The sequence below is a fragment of the Methylobacterium organophilum genome (assembly GCF_022533465.1).
Taxonomy (GTDB): Bacteria; Pseudomonadota; Alphaproteobacteria; order Rhizobiales; family Beijerinckiaceae; genus Methylobacterium; species Methylobacterium organophilum.
This window is the reverse complement of the sequence record NZ_CP092848.1, coordinates 2,987,031-3,012,816: the sequence shown is the minus strand read 5'-3', so window position 1 is coordinate 3,012,816 and position 25,786 is coordinate 2,987,031. Positions and strand designations below refer to the sequence as shown.

At 72.0% G+C, this 25,786-nt stretch carries 22 protein-coding genes; 3 read left to right on the top strand and 19 right to left on the bottom strand.

The features are described from left to right. Positions 1-157: 157 nt before the first annotated feature. From MMB17_RS13940 to bchF, 19 genes are all read right to left on the bottom strand, one after another. Complete coding sequence (locus MMB17_RS13940; protein WP_241099184.1) at positions 158-1,207, bottom strand: phytoene/squalene synthase family protein; 1,050 nt, start codon at positions 1,205-1,207, stop codon at positions 158-160. Continuing rightward, positions 1,188-2,717, bottom strand: coding sequence for a phytoene desaturase (locus MMB17_RS13935; protein ID WP_241099183.1), 1,530 nt, complete (start codon positions 2,715-2,717; stop codon positions 1,188-1,190). Before MMB17_RS13935 ends, MMB17_RS13940 begins: the two co-directional genes overlap by 20 nt. 44 nt (positions 2,718-2,761) lie before the next feature. After that, on the bottom strand, positions 2,762-3,685 hold the full coding sequence (gene bchO, locus MMB17_RS13930; RefSeq protein WP_241099182.1) for an alpha/beta fold hydrolase BchO: 924 nt from the start codon (positions 3,683-3,685) through the stop codon (positions 2,762-2,764). A gap of 49 nt (positions 3,686-3,734) precedes the next feature. Then, positions 3,735-5,489 (bottom strand): magnesium chelatase subunit D, encoded by a 1,755-nt coding sequence (locus MMB17_RS13925; RefSeq protein ID WP_241099181.1) that lies wholly within the window; start codon positions 5,487-5,489, stop codon positions 3,735-3,737. A gap of 39 nt (positions 5,490-5,528) precedes the next feature. After that, the gene (bchI, locus tag MMB17_RS13920; protein WP_241102197.1) at positions 5,529-6,545 is read right to left on the bottom strand and encodes a magnesium chelatase ATPase subunit I; all 1,017 of its coding nucleotides are present in this window, start codon (positions 6,543-6,545) and stop codon (positions 5,529-5,531) included. Positions 6,546-6,744: 199 nt separating this feature from the next. After that, positions 6,745-7,962 (bottom strand): 5-aminolevulinate synthase, encoded by a 1,218-nt coding sequence (gene hemA / locus MMB17_RS13915; protein WP_241099180.1) that lies wholly within the window; start codon positions 7,960-7,962, stop codon positions 6,745-6,747. 38 nt (positions 7,963-8,000) lie between these two features. Beyond that, entirely contained in the window at positions 8,001-8,810 is an 810-nt protein-coding gene (puhE, locus tag MMB17_RS13910) for a putative photosynthetic complex assembly protein PuhE (protein ID WP_241099179.1), read from the bottom strand. A 1-nt stretch (position 8,811) separates the two neighbouring features. Continuing rightward, entirely contained in the window at positions 8,812-9,864 is a 1,053-nt protein-coding gene (acsF, locus tag MMB17_RS13905; RefSeq protein WP_241102196.1) for a magnesium-protoporphyrin IX monomethyl ester (oxidative) cyclase, read from the bottom strand. Between the two features lie 17 nt (positions 9,865-9,881). Further along, a complete protein-coding gene (locus MMB17_RS13900; protein ID WP_241099177.1) occupies positions 9,882-10,178 on the bottom strand; it encodes a hypothetical protein in 297 nt (98 codons plus the stop codon). After that, the gene (puhC, locus tag MMB17_RS13895; RefSeq protein WP_238312495.1) at positions 10,178-10,636 is read right to left on the bottom strand and encodes a photosynthetic complex assembly protein PuhC; all 459 of its coding nucleotides are present in this window, start codon (positions 10,634-10,636) and stop codon (positions 10,178-10,180) included. Before puhC ends, MMB17_RS13900 begins: the two co-directional genes overlap by 1 nt. A 12-nt stretch (positions 10,637-10,648) precedes the next feature. Then, on the bottom strand, positions 10,649-11,305 hold the full coding sequence (puhB, locus tag MMB17_RS13890) for a photosynthetic complex putative assembly protein PuhB (RefSeq protein ID WP_241099175.1): 657 nt from the start codon (positions 11,303-11,305) through the stop codon (positions 10,649-10,651). Then, positions 11,302-12,075 carry a photosynthetic reaction center subunit H gene (gene puhA, locus MMB17_RS13885; protein ID WP_241099173.1) on the bottom strand — a complete coding sequence of 258 codons (774 nt, stop codon included), beginning with the start codon at positions 12,073-12,075 and terminating at the stop codon, positions 11,302-11,304. The genes puhB and puhA overlap by 4 nt, the downstream gene beginning before the upstream one ends. Before the next feature lie 14 nt (positions 12,076-12,089). Continuing rightward, positions 12,090-13,511, bottom strand: a complete 1,422-nt coding sequence (locus MMB17_RS13880; RefSeq protein WP_241099172.1) for a BCD family MFS transporter — start codon at positions 13,509-13,511, stop codon at positions 12,090-12,092. Beyond that, a complete protein-coding gene (gene bchM, locus MMB17_RS13875) occupies positions 13,508-14,251 on the bottom strand; it encodes a magnesium protoporphyrin IX methyltransferase (RefSeq protein WP_241099171.1) in 744 nt (247 codons plus the stop codon). Before bchM ends, MMB17_RS13880 begins: the two co-directional genes overlap by 4 nt. Further along, the gene (gene bchL / locus MMB17_RS13870; protein ID WP_238312500.1) at positions 14,251-15,144 is read right to left on the bottom strand and encodes a ferredoxin:protochlorophyllide reductase (ATP-dependent) iron-sulfur ATP-binding protein; all 894 of its coding nucleotides are present in this window, start codon (positions 15,142-15,144) and stop codon (positions 14,251-14,253) included. The genes bchM and bchL overlap by 1 nt, the downstream gene beginning before the upstream one ends. After that, a complete protein-coding gene (locus MMB17_RS13865) occupies positions 15,141-18,857 on the bottom strand; it encodes a magnesium chelatase subunit H (RefSeq protein ID WP_241099169.1) in 3,717 nt (1,238 codons plus the stop codon). The genes bchL and MMB17_RS13865 overlap by 4 nt, the downstream gene beginning before the upstream one ends. Continuing rightward, a complete protein-coding gene (gene bchB, locus MMB17_RS13860) occupies positions 18,832-20,433 on the bottom strand; it encodes a ferredoxin:protochlorophyllide reductase (ATP-dependent) subunit B (RefSeq protein ID WP_241099168.1) in 1,602 nt (533 codons plus the stop codon). The genes MMB17_RS13865 and bchB overlap by 26 nt, the downstream gene beginning before the upstream one ends. 2 nt (positions 20,434-20,435) lie before the next feature. After that, a complete protein-coding gene (locus MMB17_RS13855) occupies positions 20,436-21,701 on the bottom strand; it encodes a ferredoxin:protochlorophyllide reductase (ATP-dependent) subunit N (RefSeq protein ID WP_241099167.1) in 1,266 nt (421 codons plus the stop codon). Next, the gene (gene bchF, locus MMB17_RS13850; protein WP_241099166.1) at positions 21,698-22,195 is read right to left on the bottom strand and encodes a 2-vinyl bacteriochlorophyllide hydratase; all 498 of its coding nucleotides are present in this window, start codon (positions 22,193-22,195) and stop codon (positions 21,698-21,700) included. Before bchF ends, MMB17_RS13855 begins: the two co-directional genes overlap by 4 nt. A 278-nt stretch (positions 22,196-22,473) precedes the next feature. Here bchF and MMB17_RS13845 point away from each other — a divergent pair, with 278 nt between their 5' ends. The 3 genes from MMB17_RS13845 (at position 22,474) to chlG (ending at position 25,786) form a co-directional block, all read left to right on the top strand. Then, positions 22,474-23,355 carry a cobalamin B12-binding domain-containing protein gene (locus tag MMB17_RS13845; RefSeq protein WP_338041743.1) on the top strand — a complete coding sequence of 294 codons (882 nt, stop codon included), beginning with the start codon at positions 22,474-22,476 and terminating at the stop codon, positions 23,353-23,355. Between the two features lie 25 nt (positions 23,356-23,380). Further along, a complete protein-coding gene (ppsR, locus tag MMB17_RS13840) occupies positions 23,381-24,832 on the top strand; it encodes a transcriptional regulator PpsR (RefSeq protein ID WP_241099164.1) in 1,452 nt (483 codons plus the stop codon). 69 nt (positions 24,833-24,901) lie between these two features. Then, positions 24,902-25,786 carry a chlorophyll synthase ChlG gene (chlG, locus tag MMB17_RS13835; protein ID WP_241099163.1) on the top strand — a complete coding sequence of 295 codons (885 nt, stop codon included), beginning with the start codon at positions 24,902-24,904 and terminating at the stop codon, positions 25,784-25,786.

Below are 25,786 nucleotides of genomic sequence, written 5' to 3'. Positions count from 1 at the left end.
TTTCCTCGACAAAGCCCTCCACCGTCATTGCGAGGCGGAGCCGAAGCAATCCAGGGCGCGATCTTTCCGGGAAAAGCCCGGCCCCTGGCTTCCTTCGCTCGCGCTCGCAAGGAAGAGACGGCCCGCGGCGTTCATCCGGAGCCAGCGCGTGCCCTGCTCAGGACGGCGCCGAGCGTCGGAAGGCGTCGCGCTGTTCCAGCACCTCGATGAGATCGAGCACCCGCACGACCTGGCCGGAGATGTTCCACCAGGGCGGGAGGCTGCGCAGGGGCGCGGGGTGCCGGGCGACCGCCTCGATCAGGTAGGCCGTCTCCGGCAGGGGCGGCGCGTCGCGGTCCGTTCCGCGCAGGGGCAGCGTGGCGCGGGCCAGCAGGGCCGCCTTGCGGGCGCCGTGGACGCGGGCGCGGGGGCCGATGCTGTCATGGCCGTTCCGTGCGATGGCGCGGCCGATCTCCGCATAGATCAGCCGGGCCGCGCGGATCGCCGGGCGGCAGGCCAGGGGCAGATCGGGGATGCCGGATTCCGCGCGGGCATAGAGGATGTCGGCCGCCGCGAGCAGGCGCGCGGTGACGGCGGCGAGCGCCGGGCTCGGCTGCGGGCGGGCGAGCAGCTCGTCCGGCGCGAGCCCCGCAGCGTCGAGCCAGTCGAGGGGTAGATAGAGGCGACCGGCCCGGGCATCCTCGCCCACGTCCCGGGCGATGTTGGTGAGCTGCATGGCCACGCCGAGATCGCAGGCCCGGGCGAGCACCTTCGGGTCCCGCGTTCCCATGATCAGGCACATCATCGCCCCGACCGCTCCCGCCACCCGCGCCGCATAGGCCGAGAGCGCCGGGAGATCGGCATAGCGGCGCCCCTCCGCGTCCCAGGCGAGGCCTTCGAGCAGGGCGGCGGGCAGCGCCTCGGGGATGGCGTGCCGGGCGACGATCGCCGTGAGCGCCCGGTCGGCCGGGTGGTTGCCGGGGCGGCCGGCATAGGCGAGGCGCAGCCGTTCGCGCAGGCGCGCCACCGCCGCGGCGCGGTTGCCCCCGGTCTCGTCCACGGCATCGTCGGAGAGCCGGCAGAAGGCGTAGAGGCCGTAGGCCGGGGCTCGCACGGCGGGCGGCAGCAGCAGGGAGGCGGCGTGGAAGCTCCTCGAGCCGGTGCGGATCATCGCGGCGCAGGCGGCGCGATCGGTCGCCGGGGACGGCTCAGGCGCGAAGGCGGGCATCCGGCACCAGGGAATCGAGGACGCGTGCCGAGGAGAGCACGCCGGGCAGGCCGGCGCCGGGATGGGTGCCGGCCCCGACGAGGAAGAGGTTTTCGACCTCCTCCGAGCGGTTATGCGGGCGGAACCAGGCCGATTGCGTGAGCACCGGCTCCAGCCCGAAGCCCGAGCCGCGATAGCTCAGGAAATCGTCGGCGAAATCCTGCGGCGTCGTCACCTTGGAGGTGACGAGGGCCGCGTCGAGGCCCGGCAGCACGGAGGCTTCGAGCATCGCCGCGATGCGGGCGCGGTAGCCTTCGGCGATCCGGCCCCAATCCTGGCCGCCGGCCAGGTTCGGCACGGGGGCGAGCACGTAGAAGGCGTCGCAGCCCTCCGGGGCGAGCAGCGGGTCGGTCGCGGTCGGCCGGTGCAGGTAGAGGCTCGCATCCTCCGCGAGGGTCTTGGTGTCGAAGATCTCGCGCAGCAGGCCGCGATAGCGCGGTCCCATCAGGATCGTGTGGTGGGCCACGCCCGGATATTTGCGGCTCGTGCCAAAATACCAGACGAACAGCCCCATCGAGGAGGCGGCCCGGGCGAGCCGCCGGTCGCTCCAGCGGCGGCGGGGCTGGTCCTTCAGGAGCTTCGCGTAGGTGACCGCCGAATCGGCGTTGGAGACGACGATATCGGCGGGGAGGGTGCTTCCGTCGGCGAGCGTCACGCCGGTGGCCACGCCGCGTTCGACCCGGATCCGTTCCACCTCCGCCCCGCAGCGGAGGCTGCCGCCCTGCCCCCGGATCAGTCCGCACATTCCTTCGACCAGGCGGCCCGTGCCGCCGAGGGCGAAATGCACGCCCCAGCGCCGCTCCAGAGAGGCGATCAGGCAGTAGATGCCGCTCGCCCGGAACGGGTTTCCGCCGATCAGCAGGGGGTGGAAGCTGAAGACGGTCCGCAGCCGCTCGTCCTTCACGAAGCGGGCGACCACGTCGTAGACCGAGCGGTGGCCGCCGAGGCGCAGCAGGTCCGGCGCGATGCGCAGCATGCGGCCGACCCGGTCGAAGGGCACGTGGCCGAGCTCCTCGAAGCCGAGGGCGCAGACCCGGCGACTGTGGGCCATGAAGCGCTCGTAGCCGGCCACGTCGTCCGGGGCGAAGCGGCGCACCTCGGCGCGCATCGCCCCCTCGTCGCCGGAATAGTCGAAGCTCGCCCCGTCGGCGAAGCGGATCCGGTAGAAGGGCTGCATCGGCACCAGGGCGACATCGTCGGCGAGGCGCTTGCCGCAGAGCCGCCACAGCTCCTCGAACAGGAAAGGCGCGGTGACGATGGTCGGCCCAGCATCGAAGGTGAAGCCGTCCTGCCGGTGGACGCGTGCGCGGCCTCCAGGCTGCCCCAGGCGCTCCAGGACCGTGACGCGGTAGCCTCGCGCGCCAAGTCTCACCGCCGCCGCGAGGCCGCCGAAGCCGGACCCGATCACCACCGCATGCGGCCGCCGATCGGTCGACGGTTCGGCGCGCGGCCTGTCGTCGAGTGTCAACATAAACTGACACTATCGTGCGAAGTTGACGCTTCGCAAGGCCTTCGTCAGGCCCGGACTGAGGTATCCGCGGGAAGCATGCCCATCGCCTCCGCTTCCGCGCGCAGGAGACCGGCGACGCGCTCCGGCGCCTCCTCGTGGGCGAGGTGGCCGAGGCCGCGGATCAGCTCGACCCGCGCCTCCGGCAAGCGGTCGCGCACGGCGAAGGCGGTGTCGGGCAGGATCGCCTTGTCCTCGCCCCCGACGATCAGGAGCGTGCGGGTGGTGAGCCGGGGCAGATCCCGGTCGAGGCCGGCGAGGTCCCAGTTCGCCATCATCCCGAGAGCCCCGGCGACATGGCCGGGGCTGGCGAAGAGGCGCTTGTAGAGGGCGATGCCCTCCGCATCGAGCTTCGAGCCGGTGCCGCCGATGAGCCGCTGCACCGCCGGGCGGTCGGCGGTCCAGGCGAAGACCCGCGGCGTGAACGGGTTGAGGAACAGGAGCCGCGCCATGGTCGGGAACAGGAAGTTCGCCGCCCCGGGAAAGGGCTTCAGCGCCCCGTTGAAGGCGACGAGCAGGCGCGGCGCGATCGCCCCGTCGAGGCAGAGCCGGACGAGGAGCGCCGCCCCCGCCGAGTGCCCCGCCACCACCACGGGGGCGAAGCCGAGCCCGTCGAGCAGGCCGGCGATGGCCTGGGCCATGCCGGGCAGCGACAGGCGGCCGGGCGGCAGCGGATCGGTGAAGCCGTGGCCCGGCAGATCGGGCACCACCACGCGGAAATCGCGGGCGAGCAGGGGCGCGAGCGCCCGGTAGGAGTGGGTGGAGGCGCCGGTCCCGTGGAGCAGCAGCAGGCCCGGCGCCTCCGCCGCGCCGAATTCCTGCACATGCCAGGTCAGGCCCGCGGCCTCCACGCGGCGGCTCGCCGCCCGGTTCGGCCAGTCGGCGCCGTCCGTCGCCCAGTCCAGGCGGTCGAAGTTCTTCTGTAGCGCCATGGCATCTCGCTGGCCCGGCGCCTTCCCGGGGGAAGGCTCGCGGAGCCGGTCAGGAAGCGGCCGCGCGCACGGCCGCGGTGAGGGCGCCGGAATCGGCGTTGGGCATGGGACAGTAGCGGGCGGCGGCGGTTTCCGCGAGGCGGCGGGCACCGTCCGGCCGCGCCCCCGTGTCGATGACGAGGAGCGGCAGGGCCTGCGCCCGCAGCCCGCGGGCCGCCGCGAGGGCGTCCTCCGAGGCCCGCGCCCGGCCGCCCTCCCCCGAGCGTGCGACATTGGCGCGCCCGTCCGTGAGCAGGACGATCACCGGATGGCCGCCGGCCCGGCGCACCGCCAGCGCCAGGCTCGTGGCCGCATCGAGCCCCGCGGCGAGCGGGGTGCCCCCGCCCCCCGGCAGGCCGGAGAGGCTGCGCTTCGCCCGCACCAGGGAGCGCGTCGGCGGCAGGACCACCTCCGCGCCGCGGCCGCGGAAGGCGACCAGGGCGACGCGGTCGCGGCGGATATAGGCTTCGGCCAGCATCAGCTCGACCGCACCCTTGGCCTCCGCCAGCCGCTCCAGGGCCGCGGAGCCGGAGGCGTCGACGCAGAAGATCGTCGTGGTCTCGCTCTTCTGGCGCAGGACGCGGATGCGCAGGTCGTCGGGCAGGACGACGATGCGCCGCGTCTCCTCCGGTCCTTTCCGCAGGCGCTGCCAGGGCGCGGCGGCCCGCAGGGTGGCGATCAGGTCGAGGGGGGCGCGCCGCGGATCCCCCTTCCGGCTGCCGACCGGCCGGCCGGAGCGGGGGGCGCTCGCCGCGGCGCCCATGCGGCCGGCCTTGGCGGAACGCAGGCGCGGCCCCTCCGCCAGGAGCTGCGCCAGGAGGTTCTTGGGGATCGCCGCCCGGGCCGCTTCGAGCACCGTCTCGGCGGCCTCGCCGACGGACTCGTCCGGGCCCGTGCCGGGATCGGCGGGGGGCGGAGGGGGCGCTTCCTCACCCGCATCGGCTTCGGAGCCTTCCGCCTCCGGCTCCGAAGCCAGACGCGTCGCCCTCGGAGCGAGGACGAGCCGCGCCGCCTCGGCGAGATCCGCCTCCACGGGCGCGTCTCCCCCGACGAGCCGGGCCACATGCAAGGCGAGCAGGGGCGCGCGCAGGGACGTGATGCCGAGGGCCAAAGCCGTCTCGCACAGGATCGCGGCCGCGTCGGCAGGCTTTTCCGCGACCGCGGGAGCAGGGGGGGAGGACAGTGCGGACGGCCCCGCCCCGCCTGATTCGGCGCGATCCCCGTCGCCTGTCGCCCCGGAGGGGCCGCCTGCCAGATCCGCGAGCCGGAGGCCGTCGAGATCGATGCGGAAGGCGAGCCGGTCGGCCAGGGCTTCGGCCACGCTCTCCTCCGCGCCGCCCTCGTCGAGGAGGATCAGGCCGATCCGGGCCGGGAGCCGGGCGCTCGAGCCCTCCCGTTCGAGGGCGACCGCCCCGGTGTCGAGGGCGGCGGCCAGCCGGGCGACGGTGCCGGCACCGAGGCGCTCGGCCATCGGCACCACGATGAGCCCGCCATCGGCCTCCGTGAGCAGCCCCGCCTGCGCCACCGGCCGGCCGGCGCGCAACGTCGCGGGGAGGTCGAGGCCGCCGATCAGGCGGTCGTCGGCGATTCCCGCCGGCATCCGCCGCCACGGCCTTTCTGGCGGAAGCCGAGCCCGGAGGGCCGCGAGCCAGCGTTCCCGCACCGGGCCGGCTCCGGCTCGCACCACCACCCCGCCGAGCCCATGCGGATCCGCCGCGACGAGGGCGGCCACGCGCAGGGCGTCGCTCCAGGCGGGGTCAGGCATCCGCTCCCCCGGGCACGAAGGGGGGTTGAGCGGCCTTCCTCACGGCCCGAACACCTCGTCCACCGCCCGTGCCACCCGGGCGGTGGAGCCCGACTCGTCCAGTGGGTTGCGGCGCAGGCGGTGGCGCAGGGCGCTGGGGGCGATGCGCTTCAGATGGGCGTCGGTGACCGTGTCGTCGCCGTCGAGGGCGGCGAGCGCCCGGGCCGTGCGCAGCAGGGTGAGTTCGCCGCGCAGGCCGTCCGTGCCGAGCGCCAGGCAGAGCCGGGCTGCCTGTTCCAGCACCGCATCGGGCACGCTCACCGCATCGAGGCGGGTGCGGGCGGCGACGAGTCGCTTGCGCAGGGCTTTCTCCGCCTTCGCATGGGCGGCGCAAAATCCCTCCGGATCGCGCTCGTAGGCGTCGCGGCGGCGCACCACCTCGATCCGGGTCGGGATGTCGGTGGGGGTCGTCACCTCGCAGGCGAGGCCGAACCGGTCGAGGAGCTGCGGGCGCAACTCCCCCTCCTCCGGGTTGCCGGAGCCGACCAGCACGAAGCGGGCGGGATGGCGCAGGGAGAGCCCCTCGCGCTCCACCGTGTTGACCCCGGAGGCGGCGACGTCGAGCAGCAGGTCGACGAGATGGTCCTCCAGCAGGTTGACCTCGTCGATATAGAGGAAGCCGCGATTGGCCCGGGCCAGCAGCCCCGGCTCGAAGGCTTTCTCGCCGAGGCTCAGGGCCCGCTCCAGGTCGAGGGCGCCGACGACCCGGTCCTCGGTTGCGCCGAGCGGCAGGTCGACCACCGGCACCGGCACCTCCACCGCCTTCTTCGGGCGCGGATGCGTGGCGCAATGGGGGCAGGCCTGCGCCGGGCTCGCCGGATCGCAGGCATAGGGGCAGCCCGGCACCGCCTGCATCGGCGGCAGCAGGGCCGCCAGGGCCCGGATCGCCGTGGACTTGCCGGTGCCCCGGTCCCCGAACACCAGCACTCCGCCCACCGACGGATCCACCGCCGCGATCAGCAGGGCCTGGCGCATCTCGTCCTGGGCGACGATGGCGGTGAAGGGGAAGGTGGGCACGGGGATGGTGCTCAAAGCGACGTTTCCGACCGTCCTGACATGTCGGGAATGAACCGCAAACCCCTCGCCCCTCCGCGGGAGAGGGTGGCCCCGTAGGGGGTTGCGTGAGGGGAGCGCCGCGTCCGGAGGGGGCTGAGCCGGCCCCTCTCCCGCCTGCTCCGCAGGCACCCTCCCCCGCGGAGGGGGGAGGGTTCGAGGGCTACTCCGCCGCTTCCTGCCTGAGGCCGATCCGCCGCCAGATCGTGCTCAGCGCGTCCACCAAGTGGTCGATGTCCTCGTCGGAATGCAGCGGCGAGGGCGTGATGCGCAGGCGCTCGGTGCCGCGGGCGACGGTAGGGTAGTTGATCGGCTGGACGTAGATGCCGAACTCGTCGAGCAGGGTGTCAGAGATCGCCTTGCAGAGCACGGGATCGCAGACCATCACCGGCACGATGTGGCTGCGGTTCGGCAGGGTCGGGATGCCGGCGGCGTCGAGGGCGGCGCGCACGCGGGACACCCGGTCGCGGTGGCGGGCGCGCTCCGCCTCGCTCTCCTTCAGGTGGCGGATGCTGGCCGCCGCGCCGGCCGCCACCGCCGGGGGCAGCGAGGTGGTGAAGATGAAGCCGGAGGCGAAGCTGCGCACGAAGTCGCAGAGCTGGGCCGAACCGGTGATGTAGCCGCCCTGCACGCCGAAGGCCTTGCCGAGCGTGCCCTCGATCACGTCGAGGCGGTGGGCGAGGCCCATCCGCTCAGAGACGCCGCCGCCCCGGGCGCCGTAGAGGCCGACCGCGTGGACCTCGTCGAGATAGGTGAGCGCGCCGTGCTTCTCGGCCACGTCGCAGATCTCGTCGATCGGGGCGATGTCCCCGTCCATCGAGTAGACCGACTCGAAGGCGACCAGCTTGGCCCGGCCGGGCTCGATCAGGGCGAGCTTGCGGTCGAGGTCCTCGGGGTCGTTGTGGCGGAAGATGTGGCGCTCGGCGCGGCTGTACCGGATGCCCTCGATCATCGAGGCGTGGTTCTCCGCATCGGAGAACACGGCGCAATGCGGCAGGCGGGCGGCGAGCGTACCGAGCCCCGCCCAGTTCGAGACGTAGCCCGAGGTGAAGAGCAGCGCGGATTCCTTGCCGTGCAGGTCGGCGAGCTCCCGCTCCAGCAGCACGTGGTAGTGGTTGGTGCCGGAGATGTTGCGGGTGCCGCCGGCGCCGGCGCCGCAGCGCTCCAGGGCCTCGTGCATGGCGGCGAGCACCTTCGGATGCTGGCCCATGCCGAGATAGTCGTTGGAGCACCAGACCGTGACCTCGCGCAGGCCGCCGGGGCTGTGATGGGTCGCCTTGGGGAAGCCGCCGCGGTGGCGCTCGAGATCGGTGAAGACCCGGTAGCGCCCCTCGCGGTGGAGGCCGGCGATCGCGTTACCGAAGAAGCCTTCATAGTCCATGGCCATCCTCCCTTGGTCGTTTGTCCCGCTGGGTGCGCTCACTCGCGTGGGCGCCCCGCGGCGTCGTTGATGTCGATCAAGCCCCCTGCCGGCTTGCCCGGCAGGCTCCAGCGCCAGAGCGCCACCGAAGGCAGGGGCAGCATCAGGAACCAGTGTTCCAGCACCGCGAGGGCGGTCAGGCTCGCGAGCAGGGTGAAGCCCACCTGCTCGTGGGGCAGCCTTCCCTCGCCGAGGGAGGCCCGCAGCATCAGCGCGGCGGCGATGGTGCCGAGGCTCACCGAGACCGGGAAGAGCAGGTTCATCGGCTTCCGGGTGAGGAAGCAGGCGAGATAGGACAGGTGCGGCGGCAGCAGCTCGGCGTTGAGGTTGCGCACCCCCAGGAACAGGTTCAGCCGGGCCGAGGCGTTCATCAGCACCAGGGTCGCGTAGGTGCACAGGGCGAAGTGGTTCGGCTGGCCCCAGGTGAGGCAGAGGATCGCGAGGCCGCCGATCAGGATCGCGAATTCGTGCCAGAGGCTGGTGGCGAGCGCCGCGAGGAAACGGTCGAGCCCCCGCAGGGACGGCGCGCAGGCGACGGGCTTCGGGCCGGAGAGGAACCCCATATAGTAGCTCATCTCCTGCCAGCCCCAGACGAGGATCGCCGCGGTGAAGGCGGTGTAGACCCCCGTCTCGGAGGGGTCGCCGGCGCTCGCGCCGATCGCCCAGAGGGCGCCCGCGAGCACCAGCGTCGCCCCCGCCATGCTGTAGGCATGGGTGTGCCGGGGCCGGTGATCCAGGAGCAGGATCACCCCGGTGGAGAACCACCAGAGCAACACCGCGTAGAGCGCCGGGGTGGCGTAGGCGCCCATGCTACCAGACCGGTTGCAGGCGGATATCGGCGGGCATGGCGTTCTCCTTCACCGGCAGGGCGTAGAGCCGGGCGAAGGTGAAAGCCGCGCGCGTACCCTGCAGGGCGAGCTTCAGCGTGCCGGTCAGACCGCCCGCCGCCCGCGCCGCCTCGATCCTGCGGGAGCAGTCGAGCAGCGTGTCGAGGCCCCGGCGGAATTTCGGGCTCTCGATGTCGAGGGTGATCGGGAAGGTCTGCTTCGAGATCTCCGAGGTGATGCGGAAGACCTTGAAGTCGTAATCGGTCGGGTCGACGCCCAGCGCCTTGTGGAAGGCCGGGCGGCAATGGTCGCGCACATACATCGTCGCGAAGACCGCGAGCAGGAAGAACCGGATCCAGTAGCGGTTCACGCCCGCGGTGAGCTTGGGATTGGCCCGCATCAGCAGGGCGAAGGCCTCGCCGTGGCGGAACTCGTCGTTGCACCACTTCTCGAACCATTTGAAGATCGGGTGGATGCGCCGCTCGGGATGGCGCTCCAGCTCGCGGAAGATGGTGATGTAGCGGGCATAGCCGATCTTCTCGGAGAGATAGGTCGCGTAGAAGATGAATTTCGGCCGGAAGAAGGTGTATTTCTTGGTCTTGGTCAGGAAGCCGAGATCGACGCCGATGCCGAAATCCTTCAGCGTGTCGTTGATGAACCCGGCATGCCGGGCCTCGTCCCGGCTCATGAAGCCGAACAGCTCCTTGATGTCCTTGTTCTTGGCGCGCTTGCGCATCTCCGCGTAGAGCACGCAGCCCGAGAACTCGGCGGTGATCGAGGAGACGAGGAAGTCGAGGAATTCCTTGCGCAGCTCCGGCTCGAGATTCGAGAGGTCGCAGTCGAATTCCTCGTTGCGGACGAAGTGGCGCTTGTTCGGGTCGGAGCGCAGTTCCTCGATCAGGATGTCCCATTCCCGGCGCACGGGCTCGACATCGGTGCGGTCGAGCTCGTCGAAATCGGTGGTGTAGAAGCGCGGCGAGAGGAAGGTCGTTTCCTGTGCAGCCTTGGTCGAGGCGTTGACGGGCGATTTCGGAATCGGATGGACATGCGCGTTCACAGCGTCCTCCTCTCGGAAAAGCTCACCTCGTAGAGCTCGGTCAGCTCCAGGTGGGCGATCAGCTTGGTCCAGGCGCGCCCCAGCGCCCCGGCGCGGGTCACGGTGGCGCGGCCGTGCAGGATCACGCGCTCGCCATAGGGGATGATCGCCGGGGCCTCGTGGACCTGCACGGCGTCGCCGGGCTCGATCTCGAAGCCGGCATCCAGGGTGACGTGGGCGTGCAGGCTCTCGGGGGTCTGCTCGATCTCGATGGTGCAGGGCACCTCGACCACGCGCTTTCGCAGGAAGTCCATCAGCGGGTCTCCGTGGAATCGGGGAGCAGGCGGGCGAAGGCGCGGGCATTGTCCGGCCCGAAGGCTTCGAGGGCGATGCTGCGCCCGGTGGCGGCGTCGGCCAGCGACAGGCGGCCGTCGTCGTAGCGGGTGAGGCGGAAGGGGGTGGCGCGGCCGAGCCCCTCGCGCTGGCGCGCCTGGGCGAGGCTGCGCAGGGTGCCGCGCACGAAGCCGTCCTCGCCGGGGCGGATCGTGGCCAGGAGCCGGGCGGTGGCCGCGTCCTTGAGCGCGATGGAACCGTCCGCCGCGTCCTCGGCCCGGAAATCCAGGCGGGCGAGCGGGGTCGCCTCGGGCAGCACCGTGCGGCCGATATCCTCGCGCCGGCCGAATCCGGCGGCGACCATGGTGAAGCCGAGGAGCCCGAGGATCCCCAAAGCCGCGAGCTTCGGAATCGGTCCCGTGTGCGTGCGATCGGGCATGGCCGCCCTCCCCTATTCCGCCGGGACCAGCCGGCCGGGCAGGGCCGGCTCGGAGGGCCGTGCGACGATGACGGGGACGACGCTCTCCGAAGCCCCGTGATGGGCCGCCAGCGCCTCGGCCAGGAGGCGGGCCACCCGCGCCGCCTCGGGCACCGAGCGCAGCATCGGCTCGGGCCGGGCCACGCGCCAGGGCCGGGCATGGGGCCAGAGATGCAGGTAGGCGATGCGCTGGCCGTCCTTCAGGCGCAGGGGCAGGTCGCCGCTGCCGTCGCGGAAGGCGTGCAGGCCCGCCGCCTCGATCTGCGCGAAGGGCAGGTTGAGGGTGATCGGCAGGGCGATGCCGACATGCAGCACCACGCGGCGGTTCGTGAGGGTGTAGACCGTCGTGCGGTGGACGAGCCAGGCGAACAGGCCGAGCAGCGCCAGGGCCAGGAGGCCGGCGAGCAGCACCGGCGCCGCCGCGGCGAGGGCTTCGAGCCGACTCGGCGCGGCGAGCGCGAAGGCGAGGGCCGCGGCCCCGAACCACAGGGCGACGAGGCGGGCGTGGAACACCCGCAGAAACACGCCGCGGGTGCCGGGCGCGCCCTGCCAGACGCGCCGCTCGCCCTCCGGCAGCGGACCGGGCAGCCCGCGCAGGGTGCCCTCGGGGAGGAAATCGGATTCGGTCACAGGATCGGCTCCGCGCGGGCGGGCGTGGCGTAGAGCGTGCCGGCGCCGAAATAGGCCATGATCTTCTCCTCCTCGAGGAGGGTCACGGAATCCGGGTCTCTGGTGCCGGGGATGTCCGCGAATTGGCGCGCGAGCAGCGCCTCGGTCTTCACCGTGTCGTCCAGCGGGCCGGTCCGGCAGAAATTGACCGGCATCAGCACCCGGCGCCCGCCGGCGCCGAGCTCGACCTCGTAGTAGCGCACGAAGGATTCGCCCCGGTCGACCCAGAGATCGACGACGGTGCCGGCGGGCTGGCGGTCGGCGCCGAACACCACCGAGCCGATCGGGTTCGGCCCGGCCTCGTGCACCACGAAATGCGTGGCGACCCGCAGGGGCACGATGCGGTTCTGCCCGTCCCAGGTCTGGTCGTGCTCGTCGTGGCGCGGCGCCCAGGAGCCCGGGCCGACCGGGGCCTGGAACGAGCGCTCCGTGCGCTCGTAGGGCGCCCCGGGCCAGGGCTCGACCTTCGCGCTCGGCACGCCGGTGGCGTAGTCGAGATTGGTGTTGGGCGCGTAGGTGGTGTGCCCGCTCGACAGCCGGAACGCCTTGGGCGTCGGGATCAGGATCGGGTTCGGGCTCTTCAGTCGGCCGGCGGCCTCGTTCTCGAGGGGATAGCCCTCCCGGCGGTCCTCCCGGCGGAGCCAGAAGACGAGGCCCGCGAAGAAGATCCAGAACGCGTAGAGCACGACCTGCGCGACGTCGATGTAACCGGTGATCTCGCCTCTGGGCATGGCGCGCCTCCCGATCAGGTGGGCTGGTTGACGAGGGTGTCTGGACGGGGCGCCCGCGCGCCCCGGCGGCGCACGAGCGGGCCGAGGGCGACGAGGGTCGCGAAGAGCAATGCGATCTCGAGGTGGTAGACGATGAGATAGCCGGTGGAGGGCAGGTTCATGCCCTTGCCCAGCGCCCCGGAGGTGGCGAGCGCCGAGCCGAGGTCGCGCAGGAGCCCGCTCGACCCGATGGCGAGGCCCGCGGCGCTGGCCTGGGCCGCGCCCCAGGCGCCGAGGGCGAGGCCCGTATCCTCCGGGCCGGCCTTCTCCATGGAGGCGGTGAGCGTGCCGTGGGCGAAGAGGCCGCCGCCGACGCCGATCAGCGTCACGCCCACCGCGAAGAGCCGGGTCGAGGCGAGCGGGGCGGCGAAGACGACCGCCGAGAAAGCGACGATGCCGATGCCGGCCCCGGCCGCGGCGACGCGGTAGGGGTCGCCCCCGCGGCCGAGCCAGCGGGCCGCCGTGACGAGGCCGAGGCCGCCGCCGGCGGCGAGCATGGCGGTCAGCGCCGTGGTCTGCGAGACGGTGAGCCCGAGGATGTGGCCGCCATAGGGTTCGAGCAGGATGTCCTGCATCGAGAAGCCGGCGGTGCCGAGCGCGATCGCGGCGAGGTGCCGGCGCGCCCGGCCGTCCCGGGCATAGGCGCGCCAGGATGGCGCGAAGGCCGGGCGCGGGGCGGCCCGGTCGGTCCGGGCGGCTCCGCGCGGCTCCTGCTTCCACAAAGCGATGCCGTTCAGGACCATGGTGGCCAGCGCGGCGCCCTGGATCACCTGGATCAGGCGGACCTGCGAGAAATTCGCCAGCAGCAGGCCGAAGATCACGGCGCTGCCCATCATGCCGGCGAGCAGCATGGCGCAGAGCAGGGCGACCACCTTCGGGCGGGACTGGGCCGGGGCGAGATCGGTGGCCAGCGCCAGGCCCACCGTCTGCGTGGTGTGCAGCCCGGCGCCGACGAGGAGGAAGGCGAGCGCAGCCGCCGCATCCCCGACCCAGAGCGGCCCGGTGGTGTCGCCGGAGAGCAGCAGCAGGGCGAAGGGCATGATGGCGAGGCCGCCGAATTGCAGCAGCGTGCCGAACCAGATGTAGGGGACTCGCCGCCAGCCGAGCACGGAGCGGTGCGTGTCCGAGCGGAAGCCGACCAGGGCCCGGAACGGCGCGACCAGTAGCGGCAGGGAGAGCATCAGCGCCACGATCCAGGCGGGCACGGCGAGCTCGACGATCATCACCCGGTTGAGCGTGCCGATCAGCAGCACCGCGGCCATGCCGACGGTGACCTGGAACAGCGACAGCCGCATCAGCCGCCCGAGCGGCAATTCCTTCGTCGCCGCATCGGCGAAGGGAAGGATGGCCGGGCCGAGGCGCAGCAGGGCGCGGGTGATGGCGAGGCCGGACTTCATGCGCCGCCCCCGAGATCCCCTCTCCCCGCCGGGAGTGAAGGGTCGTCGCGGGTCAGCGCGATGGCATTGGAAAGATAGAACCCGCTGTTCACCCGCCGCGTCCGCGCCAGGGCGAAACCGGCCAGGGCCGGCTCGCGGGCGATCCGCCGGCGCAGGGCGCCCTCGGTCACGGGCACGATGGCGGGCGCCCGGTCGGATTTCGGAAACAGCGTGCCGGCCGCATGCATCAGGGTGAGCAGGGCCGTGCGCGGCGCCACCGTGATCAGCAGGCGGCCGCCGGTGCGCGGCGCCAGCACGGCCAGCGCCCCGACGATGTCGGCGGCGCTGTAATGGATCAGCGAATCCATCGCCACGACATGGTCGAAGCGCCCCAGGTCCGGGTCGAGCATGTCGCCGACGCGGAACGTGATCCGGCCGGCGCCCGGGATCGCCGGCAGGCGCTCGCGGGCGAGCCCGACCAGGGTCGGCGAGACGTCGACCGCCACCACCTCGGCCCCCCGCCGGGCGGCCTCGACGGCGAGCGCCCCGGTGCCGCAGCCGGCGTCGAGCAGGCGCTGCCCGGAGAGATCCGTGGGCAGCCAGTCGAGCAGCGTCGCCCGCATGCGGTCGCGGCCGGCCCGCACCGTGGCGCGGATCTTCGAGACCGGGGCGTCCGAGGTCAGCCGCGACCAGGCCTCGACCGCGGTGCGGTCGAAATAGGTCTCCAGCTGGGAGCGGCGGGTGGCGTAGCTGGTGCTCATCAGTCGAACCCGAGGAATTCGAACAGGTCGCGGTCCTTCATCGGCGCGGCCTCGCAGGGATCGGCGCCGGCCCAGAGCGTCTCGGCGAGCCGCATGTACTCGTCGGTCACGGCGGTCAGCTCCGGCGACGGGTCCATCTCGAACAGCGTCGATTTCTTGAGGCGCGAGCGGCGCACCACGTCGAGATCGGGGAAATGGGCGAGCCGGCGCAGGCCCACCGCCGCGTTGAAGCGGTCGATCTCGTCGGTCTTGGCCGAGCGGTTGGCGATGACGCCGCCCAGCCGCACGCCGTAGTTCTTCGCCTTGGAATGGATCGCGGCGACGATCCGGTTCATGGCGAAGATCGAGTCGAAATCGTTGGCGGTGACGATCAGCGCCCGGTCGGCATGCTGCAGCGGCGAGGCGAAGCCGCCGCAGACCACGTCGCCCAGGACGTCGAACACCACCACGTCGGTGTCTTCGAGCAGGTGATGCTCCTTGAGGAGCTTCACGGTCTGGCCGACGACGTAGCCGCCGCAGCCGGTGCCGGCAGGGGGGCCGCCGGCCTCGACGCATTTCACGCCGTTGAAGCCCTCGACCACGAAATCCTCGGGCCGCAGCTCTTCCGAGTGGAAGTTCACGGATTCGAGAGCGTCGATCACTGTGGGCGCGAGGCGCTTGGTCAGGGTGAAGGTCGAATCGTGCTTCGGGTCGCAGCCGATCTGGAGGACGCGCTTGCCGAGCTTCGAGAAGGCGACGGAGAGGTTCGAGGAGGTGGTCGACTTGCCGATCCCCCCCTTGCCGTAGACCGCGAAGACCTTGGCCGTCTCGATGCGGTCGTTCGGGTCGAGGGCGACCTGCAGGCTGCCCTCCTCCTTGCGCGCGACCACGGGGTTCCGGATGGCGATGTTCATGCCGCGACTCCTGCGGTGACGGCGGGGATCACGCCCTCGAGGCGGTCCTCCAGTTCCTCTTCGGCGCGGTCGAGGGCGTCGCGCGTCGCCGCGTCGGGGCTCCAGAAGCCGCGCCGATGCGCCTCGATCAGGCGGCTCGCCACCCGGGCGGAGGCGGTGGGGTTGAGGCTCGCCATGCGGTCGCGCATCGCGGGATCGAGCACGAAGGTCTCGGTGATGCGCTCGTAGACCCAGGGCTGCACGGCATTGGTCGTGGCCGACCAGCCCACCGTGTTGGTGAGATGCGCCTCGATCTGGCGCACGCCCTCGTAGCCGTGACCGAGCAGGCTCTCGTACCATTTCGGGTTGAGCATGCGGGTGCGCGTCTCCAGCGCCACCTGCTCCGAGAGGGAGCGGACCTTGCCTTCTCCCCGTGTCTGGTCGCTGACATAGATCGGCACGCTGGTGCCCCGGGCGCGGGCCACCGCCCGGCCCATGCCGCCGAGCCCGTCGAAGTAGTGGTCGACGGAGGTCACCCCGACCTCGACGGAATCGAGGTTCTGGTAGGCGAGGTCGACCTGGGCGAGCACGGCCTTCATCAGCGCCTTCTGCGGCGCCGGGCGGCCGGAGCGGCCATAGGCGAAGCTCTTGCGCTTGGCGAAGGTCTCGCAGAGCTCGTCCTCGTCGTCCCAGCGGCCGGATTCGACCAAGTGGTTGACGTTGGCGCCGTAGGCCCCCTCCGCGTTGGAGAAGACGCGGAGCGCTGCCGTCTCCATGTCGCAGCCCTGCGCCGCCTGGATGGCGAGGGCGTGCTTGCGCACGAAGTTCTCGGCGACGGGCTCGTCGGCGGTCGCGGCGAGGTAGCTCGCTTCGGCGAGCAGCTTGGTCTGCAGCGGCAGCAGATCGCGGAAGATGCCCGAGAGGGTGACGACGGCGTCGATCCGCGGGCGCCCGAGGGCGTCGAGGGGGATCAGCTCCGCCCCGGCGAGCCGGCCATAGCCGTCGAAGCGGGGCCGGGCGCCGATCAGGGCCAGGGCCTGGGCGATGGGGCCGCCCTCGCTCTTCAGGTTGTCCGTGCCCCAGAGGACGAGGCCCACGCTCTCCGGCAGGCTGCCTTTGTCGGCGCGGTGGCGCTCCAGCAGGCGGGCGACCTGCCGCGCACCGTCCGCCACGGCGAAGGCCGAGGGCAGGCGGTAGGGATCGAAGCCGTGCAGGTTGCGCCCGGTGGGCAGCACGGCCGGGTTGCGCAGGAGGTCGCCGCCGGCCACGGGGGGCACGAAGCGCCCGTCCAAAGCCCGCAGCAGGGCCGGCACCTCGTGGTCCTGCGCCAGCAGGCGGTCGGTCTCGGCGAGCTGCGCGAAGGCGGCGCGATGGGTCTCGTCCCGCGGCAGGCCGGCGGCGTCGAGGGCCACGTCGAGGGCGGCGCCGGCGACCAGCCGGGCGATGCCGGCGCGCGCGGGCTTGAGCCCGTGCGAGGCCTCGGCCAGGGCGAGCAGGAGGTCGATCCGCTCCTCGGTCGGCGTGCCCTCCCCGACCACGTGCAGGCCGTGGGGGATCAGGGTCTCCTCGAGCTCGGTCAGGGCGGTGGCGAGCGCCGCGACCCGGGCCGCCAGATCGCCTTCCCAGGCGGGCTCGGCCGGCACCAGGTCGACAGCGGCGCCCTGGCTCTGGATCATCGCGGCGAGCGCCGCCCGCTCGGCCTCCGCCTCGGGTTCGAGGGCGCGCCAGCGCTCGATCGAGGCCTTGAGGTCGACGAGGCCGCGATAGAGGCCGGCGGCGGCGAGACTCGGGGTGAGGTAGCTGACCAGCGTCGCGGCGGAGCGGCGCTTGGCGAGCGTGCCCTCGGAGGGGTTGTTGGCGGCGTAGAGATAGAGGTTCGGCAGGTCGCCGATCAGCCGCTCCGGCCAGCAGCCGTCCGACAGGCCGGTCTGCTTGCCGGGCATGAATTCGAGGGCGCCGTGGGTGCCGAAATGCAGCACCGCATCGGCGCCGAAATCGTCCCTCAGCCAACGGTAGAAGGCGCAGAAGGCGTGGGTCGGGGCGAAGCCGCGCTCGAACAGCAGCCGCATCGGGTCGCCTTCGTAGCCGAAGGCCGGCTGCACCCCGACGAAGACGTTCCCGAACTGCGCGCCGAGCACCAGGATCTCGGCCCCGTTGCTCTGGTGGCGGCCGGGCGCCGGCCCCCATTGCGCCTCGATCTCGGCGAGATGCGTCTCCCGGCGGACATGCGCCTCGGCGGCGACGCGGGCATGGACATTGGCCGGGGTGCCGTAGCGGGCGGCATTGCCTTCGAGGATGCCGGCGCGCAGGGCGTCGACGCTCTCCGGCAGCGCGACCGTGTAGCCCTCGACGGCGAGGCCCTTCAGGGTGTTGAGGAGCGAGGCATAGACCGAGAGGAAGGCGGCCGAGCCGGTCGCGCCGGCATTGGGCGGGAAGTTGAACAGGACGATGGCGAGGTGCCGGTCCCGCTTGGCCTTGCGCCGCAGGGCCACCAGCCGCGCCACGCGGGCCGCGAGGCGGTCGGCCCGCTCGGGATGCACGCGCATGTCGCGGGCATTGTCCGGCCCGGAGGCCGAGGAGCGGCCGCCGAACACCATCGGCGCAGTGGCGCCGTCGAGCTCGGGGATCGCGACCATCATGGTCGCCTCGACCGGGGAGAGGCCGCGCTCGCCCGCCTCCCATTGCTCGATGGTCTGGAATTCGAGCGCCTGGGCCGCGAGATAGGGCACGTCGAGCCGGGCCAGCAGGGCCTCCGCGGCGGCGGCGTCGTTGTAGGCGGGACCGCCGACCAGGGAGAAGCCGGTGAGCGACACGAGGGCGTCGATGGCGGTGCGGCCCTCGCGCAGGAAGAAGGCCTCCACCGCCGGGCGGTTGTCGAGGCCGCTGGCGAAGGCCGGCACCACGGAGAGGCCGCGGGCCTCCAAAGCCGCGATCACCCCGTCGTAATGGGCGGTGTTCCCCGCGAGCACGTAGGAGCGCATCAGCAGGAGGCCGACCCGGCCGCGCTCCCCCGCCACCCGCGGCAGCCGCGACGGATCCTGGCCGATGCGGCCGGGAAGGCGCGGGTGGTAGAGCCCGGTCTCCGGATAGTCGAGCGGGGCGGCGGCCGAGGCGAGGTCGCGCCAGGGGCTGCGCGGGCCGGCGGCGTAGCGCTGCACCAGGAAGCGGACCAGCGCGGCCACGTTCTCGTCGGAGCCGGCGAGCCAGTATTGCAGGGTGAGGAAATAGGCCCGCACGTCCTGGGCCGAGCCGGGGATGAAGCGCAGGATCTTCGGGAGCTTGCGCACCAGGGCCATCTGGCGGGCGGCGTTGCCCTCCGCGCCGGGCTTGCCGCGCAGCTTCTTCAGGAAGTCGAGGGCGCTGCGCTTGGCGCCGCTCATGTCGAAGCGGTTGAGCTTCGTCGTCTTCACGATCTCGCCCGCCGCCAGGCAGCCGACCATCGCGTCGCAGGCCTCCCGCCGGGCCTGGAGCGCGGGCAGGATCGCCCGCACATGCTCGTCGAGGAACAGCATGGCGCAGAGCACGATGTCGGCCCGCGCGAGATCCGCTTCGCAGGCCCGGAGCGTGTCCGGATCGGTCTCCCACTCCGCGGCGGCGTGGAAGCTCAGGGCGAGCCCGGGCATCTCGGCGCCGAGGCGCAGGCGCGCCCGCTCCACCGCGCTCGCCAGATGATTGTCGAGCGTGACGATGACGACGCGGATCTCTGGCCTATCGGCCGTAATGCGCCTTGGCATCGTAAAGGGTCTCGAGGGTGATGCGCGCGAGGTTGCGCTCGCGGGCGAAGCGCTCGGTGTTGGCGCGGGCTTTTCCGCGCACGAAGAACGGGATTTTCTTGAGTTCCTTCTCGGCCTCGGGCGCCCAGGGCGCGGTCTCATCGAGGACGATGGGCGCGGCCTGGGAGGCGGCCGTGTCCGGTGCAGGCGCCGGCTTGTGCGAGGAGCCGGCCGGCGCCTGTCCCACGGCGTCTCCGGCCGCTCTCGGCGCCGCGCCGAGATGCGACGGCCCGACGCCATCGTGGAATTCGTGGTCCTCCCGGAACATGCCGAGGAGGTGTTCCTCCAGCCCCATCATCAGGGGATGGACCAGGGTGTCGAACAGGACGTTGGCGCCCTCGAAGCCCATCTGCGGGGCGTGGCGGGCCGGGAAATCCTGCACATGGACCGGCGCCGAGATCACCGCGCAGGGCAGCCCCATGCGCTTGGCGATGTGGCGCTCCATCTGCGTGCCGAGCACCAGCTCGGGCTGGGCCGCCTGGATCGCCGCTTCGACGTCGAGATAGTCGTCGGTGATCGTGGCCTCGAGGCCGTGGGCGGCGGCCTCGGCCCGGACCTCGCGGGCGAATTCCCGGGTATAGGTGCCGAGCCCGACCAGGGCGAAGCCGAGCTCCTTCGTCGCGACCCGGGCGAGGGCGAGCGCGTGGCTCGCATCCCCGAACACGAAGACGCGCTTGCCGGTGAGATAGTTGGAATCGACCGAGCGCGCGTACCAGGGCAGCCGCGAGGGCGCGCCGGCGAGCACCGGCGCGGGATCCACCCCGGCGAGCGCCGCCACCGCCTCGACGAAGCGGATGGTGGCGCCGACCCCGATCGGCACGATCTCGGTGAAGGGCTGGCGGAAGGTCTTTTCGAGGTATTGCGCGGCGCTGCGCGCGATCTCGGGATAGAGCACGACGTTGAAATCGGCCGCGCCGAGGCGCCCGAGATCGGCGGGTGTGGCGCTGAGGGGGGCGACCACGTTCACGTCGATGCCGAGGGCGTCGAGGATCTTGCGGATCTCGATCAGGTCGTCGCGGTGGCGGAAGCCCAGAGCCGTGGGGCCGAGGAGGTTGCAGGAGGCGCGCCGCCCCTCCCGCGGGGCGCGTTCCACAGCCGGACCGGCCAGCGCGCGCACCAGGCGGTAGAAGGTCTCCGAGGCGCCCCAGTTCTCCTTCTTCTGGTAGGCGGGCAGTTCCAGCGGGATCACCGGGATCGGCAGGGCGAGGGCCTTGGCGAGGCCGCCGGGATCGTCCTGGATCAGCTCCGCCGTGCAGGAGGCGCCCACGATCATCGCCTGGGGCGCGAAGCGGGCGTAGGCCTCCGCGACCGCGTCCTTGAACAGGGCGGCGGTGTCGCGGCCGAGATCCTGGGCCTGGAAGGTGGTGTAGGTGACGGGCGGGCGGGCCTCCCGCCGCTCGATCATCGTGAAGAGCAGGTCGGCATAGGTGTCGCCCTGGGGGGCGTGCAGCACGTAATGCAGGCCCCGCATCGCGGTGGCGATCCGCATCGCGCCGATATGGGGCGGCCCCTCATAGGTCCAGACGGTGAGCTGCATCGCTACACCTCCAGCCTGGCGCGCCGGTCCAGGGGCCGGGCGAACAGGGCGGCGAGGTCGCCCGCCTGCTCGTAGCCCTGGATCGGCGTGAACAGCAGCTCGATCGACCACTTGGTCGCCAGCCCCTCTGCCTCCAGCGGATTGGCGAGGCCAAGGCCGCAGACGGTCAGATCCGGCCGCGCCTGCCGGCAGCGGTCGAGCTGGTCGTCGAGGCTCTGGCCCTCCACCACCGTGGCGCCCCGGGGCAGCAGCGCGAGCTCGGCGGCGAGGTGGCCGCGATGCAGATAGGGCGTACCGATCTCGATCGGCTCGGCCCCCAGCTCCCGGGCGAGGAAGCGGGCGAGCGGGATTTCCAGCTGGGAATCGGGGAAGAAGAAGACGCGGCGGCCTTCGAGCCGCTCCCGATGAGCCGCGAGCGCCTTGCGAGCCCGCGCCCGGCCCGGCGCCGTGGCCGCCTCGAAGCGGGCCGGATCGACGCCGAAGGCCTCGGCCGCCGCTTGCAGCCAGCCGGTGGTGCCCTCCGCGCCGAGGGGGAACGGTGCCGGGATGCGGCGGGCGCCGCGCTCCTCCAGGGCCCGGGCGGTCTCGGTGAGGAAGGGCTGGGCCAGGAGGAAGCGGGTGCCGCGCCCGACCGGCGGCATCGCCCCGGCCCGGCGCGCCGGCAGGAACCGGGCGGCGAGGCCGAGTTCGGCGAAGATCCGGCTGAACTGATCCTCGACCACGTCGGCCAGCGCGCCGACGATCAGGAGATCGGCGGCGTCGCTCTCCCCCATCTCCGGCACGAGGGCGGCGAGGCAGGCATCCTCTCCTTGCGTGAAGGTCGTCTCGATGCCCGAGCCCGAATAGTTCAGCACGCGCACCGCCGGGGCGAGGCGCTGCGACAGGCGGAGCGCCGCCCGCGACAGGTCGAGTTTGATCACCTCGGAGGGGCAGGAGCCGACGAGGAACAGCAGGCGGATATCGGGGCGCCGCTCGATCAGGCGGGTGACGACCCGGTCGAGCTCCTCGTTCATGTCGGCGAGGCCGGCGAGGTCCCGCTCGTCGATGATGGCGGTGGCGAAGCGCGGCTCTGCGAAGATCATCACGCCGGCGGCCGACTGGATCAGATGCGCGCAGGTGCGCGAGCCGACGACGAGGAAGAAGGCGTCCTGGATCTTGCGGTGGAGCCAGACGATGCCGGTCAGCCCGCAAAACACCGCGCGCTGTCCGCGCTCCTGGCGGATCGCGACGTCGCAGCCACCGTTCGGGATGGGTGCGTGGGCGTTCATCGCGCGCCCTCCCCCACGAGAGCGGGCGCTTCCAGCCGGGCGGCGCGCAGCTTCAGCAGGAACTGCGCGGCGTTGACGACATAGGCCGCGTAGGCCGAGAGCGCGAGGAGCAGCAGCTGTGTCCCCGGCAGGGCGCCGGTCAGCAGCGCGGCGAGATAGGCGCTGTGTAGGGCCAGCACCAGCATGCTCACCGCGTCCTCCCAGAAGAAGGCCGGGGCGAACAGGTAGCGCCCGAACACGTCCTTCTCCCAGATCGAGCCCGTCACCATGATCGCGTAGAGCACGAGGGTCTTGGCGACGACGGAGGCATTGGCCGCCGCCAGGCCCTCCCCGGTGAACAGCGTGCGCAGGACCAGGGCGAGGCTGATCAGGAAGACGAGGAACTGCAGCGGCGCCAGGATCCCCTGGACCAGGGTCCAGCGGGACGCGTCGCGGCGGCGGCGTTCCTCGCTCGTGTAGAGCGGTCTTGCCGGCAGGGTCGTGTGGACGCCCATGCGCTCGCCTCGGTCGCTTCCGGCTCCGTCTGTCGCGGAACCTTGCTCCCGAAAGAGCCTAACCGCGCCTCATCGAGTGTCAATGGCGCTTGACGTAAAACCAGTGTGACAGTGGTGTCGGGTATTATACAATTTCGACGATTGCCAAGCCGTCAGATGAGCGTATCGTGGGCCCAACCGGATATAACAAACTATAAGAAACGGGGCTGCGCGTACGGGTCGTCCAAAAACAACCCTGGGAGGCGCCAATGGGAGACTGGAGGCATTCCGGCGAACGAATGGAGCTCGCTGCGGCGCTTCAGGAGTTCGGCCGGCCCGAATCCCCTTGCGCCCTGCCTTGCACGCCCGAGATCCTGCTGGCGCTCGATCCGCTCCGCGCTTTCGCGGAGGTGCCGGGGCCCTTCCCCGACGACCTCGCCCGTCTCGTCGAATCGGAGATCCTGCCGCGGCTGATGCTCGCCCATCGCGAGCCCGCCCCGATCGAGCGGCTGCGCGGCCGGCAGCGGCCGAGCCCGGATCAGATCGCCCGGTTCTGCACCCTGCTCCTCGCGCCCTCGGGCCAGGACGTGGCGCCCCATGTGCTCGGGCTGCTCGACGAGGGCGTCTCGGTCGAGGGCCTTCTCCTCGACCTCCTCACTCCGGCCGCCCGGCATCTCGGGACGCTGTGGGAGGAGGACGAGTGCGATTTCGTGCAGGTGACTCTGGGGCTCAACCGGCTCCAGACCGTCGCCCGCGATCTCTGCGGCCTGATGGAGCGCGACGGCCTGCCCGAGCATGGCCGGCGGGTGCTCCTCGCCGGCTGTCCCCAGGAAACGCATCTCTTCGGCCTTGCCCTGGTCGCCAGCTTCTTCCGGGATGCGGGCTGGACCGTGAGCCGGGCGGAGTCGCCCCAGGCGGTCGAGATCGCGCGGGACGAGTGGTTCGACGTGATCGGGCTCACCCTGTCCTGCGAGGTCTTCCTCCCGGCCATGGCGGAGACGATCGCCGTGCTGCGCAAGGTTTCGCGCAATCCCGGCGTTCGGATCCTTGTCGGCGGCTCATTGTTCCTCCGTCAACCGGAGCAGGTCGCACGCGTCGGCGCCGATGCGACGGCCGCCGACGGTCGACTTGCCCCAAAAGTTGCAGAGAGCTTGCTTGAAATGCGGACGCGGGCCTGCTGAAAGGTCCCGTTCGACACTTCACGACGTGGTGAACGTGACCCCCTTGGCCCGATCCGCCCCGCATCAGCCCTCCGTGGCATTGCAGCTCGCTTCCGGCGTCCTCGATGGAGAGGCGGCCGGCCTCCTGATCGCGGCCACGACGGACCTGTCCCTCGTCGTCGATGCGGAGGGCGTGATTCGGGAGACGGTGATCGGCTCCTCCGAGCTCGGCGACGAGCGAATCGAATCCTGGCTTGGCCAGCGCTTCGTCGACACGGTGACGGTGGAGAGCCGGCCGAAGATCGACGCCCTGCTGCGGGATGCCGGGTCCGGTGCGGTGACCCGGTGGCGCCAGGTCAACCATCCCTCCCCCACCGGCATCGACCTGCCCGTACGCTACGCGACGATGCGGCCGAAGAAGGACGGCCCCATCGTGGTGATCGGCCGGGAGCTGCGCGGGGTCGCCGCCCTGCAGCGGCGCTTGGCCGACGCGCAGCAGGCGCTGGAGCGCGACTACGACCGGCTGCGCGCGGCCGAGACCCGCTACAAGCTGCTCTTCCAGCTCTCCGGCGAGCCGGTTCTGGTGGTCGATGCGGGCACGCGACGCGTGACCGAGGCCAACCCCGCCGCCCTGCGCCTCCTCGGCAAGGCGGCCAAGCGCGTGGTCGGGCAGGACGTGGTCGAGCTGTTCGAGGCCGGCAGCACCCGCGAGGTGCAGGCCCTGTTCACCGGCCTGCGGGTGACGGGGCAGGATAGCGATCTCCTGGCCCGCCTCGGCCAGGGCCGGGGCGAGACCCGTATCTCCGCCTCCCTGTTCCGCGGGGAGAAGGCGACGAGCGTGCTCGTGCGGCTCTCCGCGCCGCAGGGGGCGGCGGAGACGGAGAACATCGGGGGCCAGGCCTTCGAGGTGATCCGCCGCATGCCCGAGGGCTTCGTCGTCACCGATCCGGCGCGGCGGATCCTCTCGGCCAACCCCGCTTTCGTCGAACTCGTGCAGCTCGCCACCGAGGAGCAGGTGCGCGGGCAGCCCCTGGAGCGCTGGCTCGGCCGCGAGGGCATGGAGAGCCAGGCCCTGTTCGAGACCCTGCGCGAGCACGGCTCCGTGCGCCGCTTCTCCACGGTGACCCGCGGCACCTTCGGCTCGGTGGAGGATGTGGAGATCGCCGCGGTCTCCGTGCCGGGGGGCGAGCGGGCCTGCCTCGGCTTCGCGATCCGGCCGATCCCGCGCCGGACCGTGCCCGCCGTCCATGCCGGTGCCCGCGAGGTGCCGCATTCCGTCGAGCAGATGACCGAGCTCGTCGGCCGCGTCTCGATGAAGACCCTGGTCCGCGAGACCACGGACCTCATCGAGAAGTTGTGCATCGAGGCGGCCCTCCGCATCACCCGCGACAACCGCGCCTCCGCGGCCGAGATGCTGGGGCTGAGCCGCCAGGGCCTCTACGCCAAGATGCGCCGCTATGGCATCGGCGATCTCGACGGCAGCGAGATCGAGGCCTGACCGTCGGTTTGACACCGAAGTCTGTAAATAAAACTTGACACTCCGGGGCGTCAAAAATAGCTTCGGGGCATGCAAACGCCCGCTCCGAGCGCCGTGGTCGAGCTTCTGAAGCCGATCACGTGGTTTGCGCCGATGTGGGCCTTCGCCTGCGGCGTGGTCTCGTCGGGCCATCCCGCGAGCGGGCAATGGCCGGTGATCCTGGCGGGCGTGTTGCTGGCGGGCCCCCTCGTCTGCGCCACGAGCCAGGCGGCCAATGACTGGTTCGACCGGGAGGTCGACGCCATCAACGAGCCGCAGCGGCCGATCCCCTCCGGGCGCATTCCCGGGCGCTGGGGCCTCTACCTCGCCGCCGGCTGGACCCTGCTCTCGCTCCTCGTCGCCGCCGTCCTCGGACCCTGGATCCTCGGGGCGGCGATCTTCGGCCTGGCGCTGGCCTGGATCTATTCGGCGCCCCCCTTCCGGCTGAAGCGCAACGGCTGGTGGGGCAATTCGGCGGTGGCGATCTGCTACGAGGGCCTGCCCTGGTTCACCGGCGCGGCGGTGATGGCGGCCTCGCTGCCCGATCCGCGGGTGCTTGTCGTCGCCCTGCTCTACTCGATCGGCGCCCACGGCATCATGACGCTCAACGACTTCAAGTCGCTCGAAGGCGACCGGGCCATGGGCCTGCGCTCGCTGCCCGTCCAGCTCGGCGCGGCCCGGGCGGCGCGCTTCGCCTGCCTCGTCATGGCCCTGCCGCAGATCGCGGTGATCGCCTGCCTCGCCGCCTGGGAGCGGCCCTGGCATGCGGGCCTCGTCGCCCTGCTGCTCGGCGGCCAGCTCGCCCTGATGGCGCGCTTCCTGAAAGATCCCCGCGCGCGGGCCGCCTGGTATAACGGAACCGGCACGACGCTCTACGTTCTCGGCATGCTGGCTGCGGCGTTCGCCCTGCGGCCGCTCGTGCAGGGAGCGCTCTAG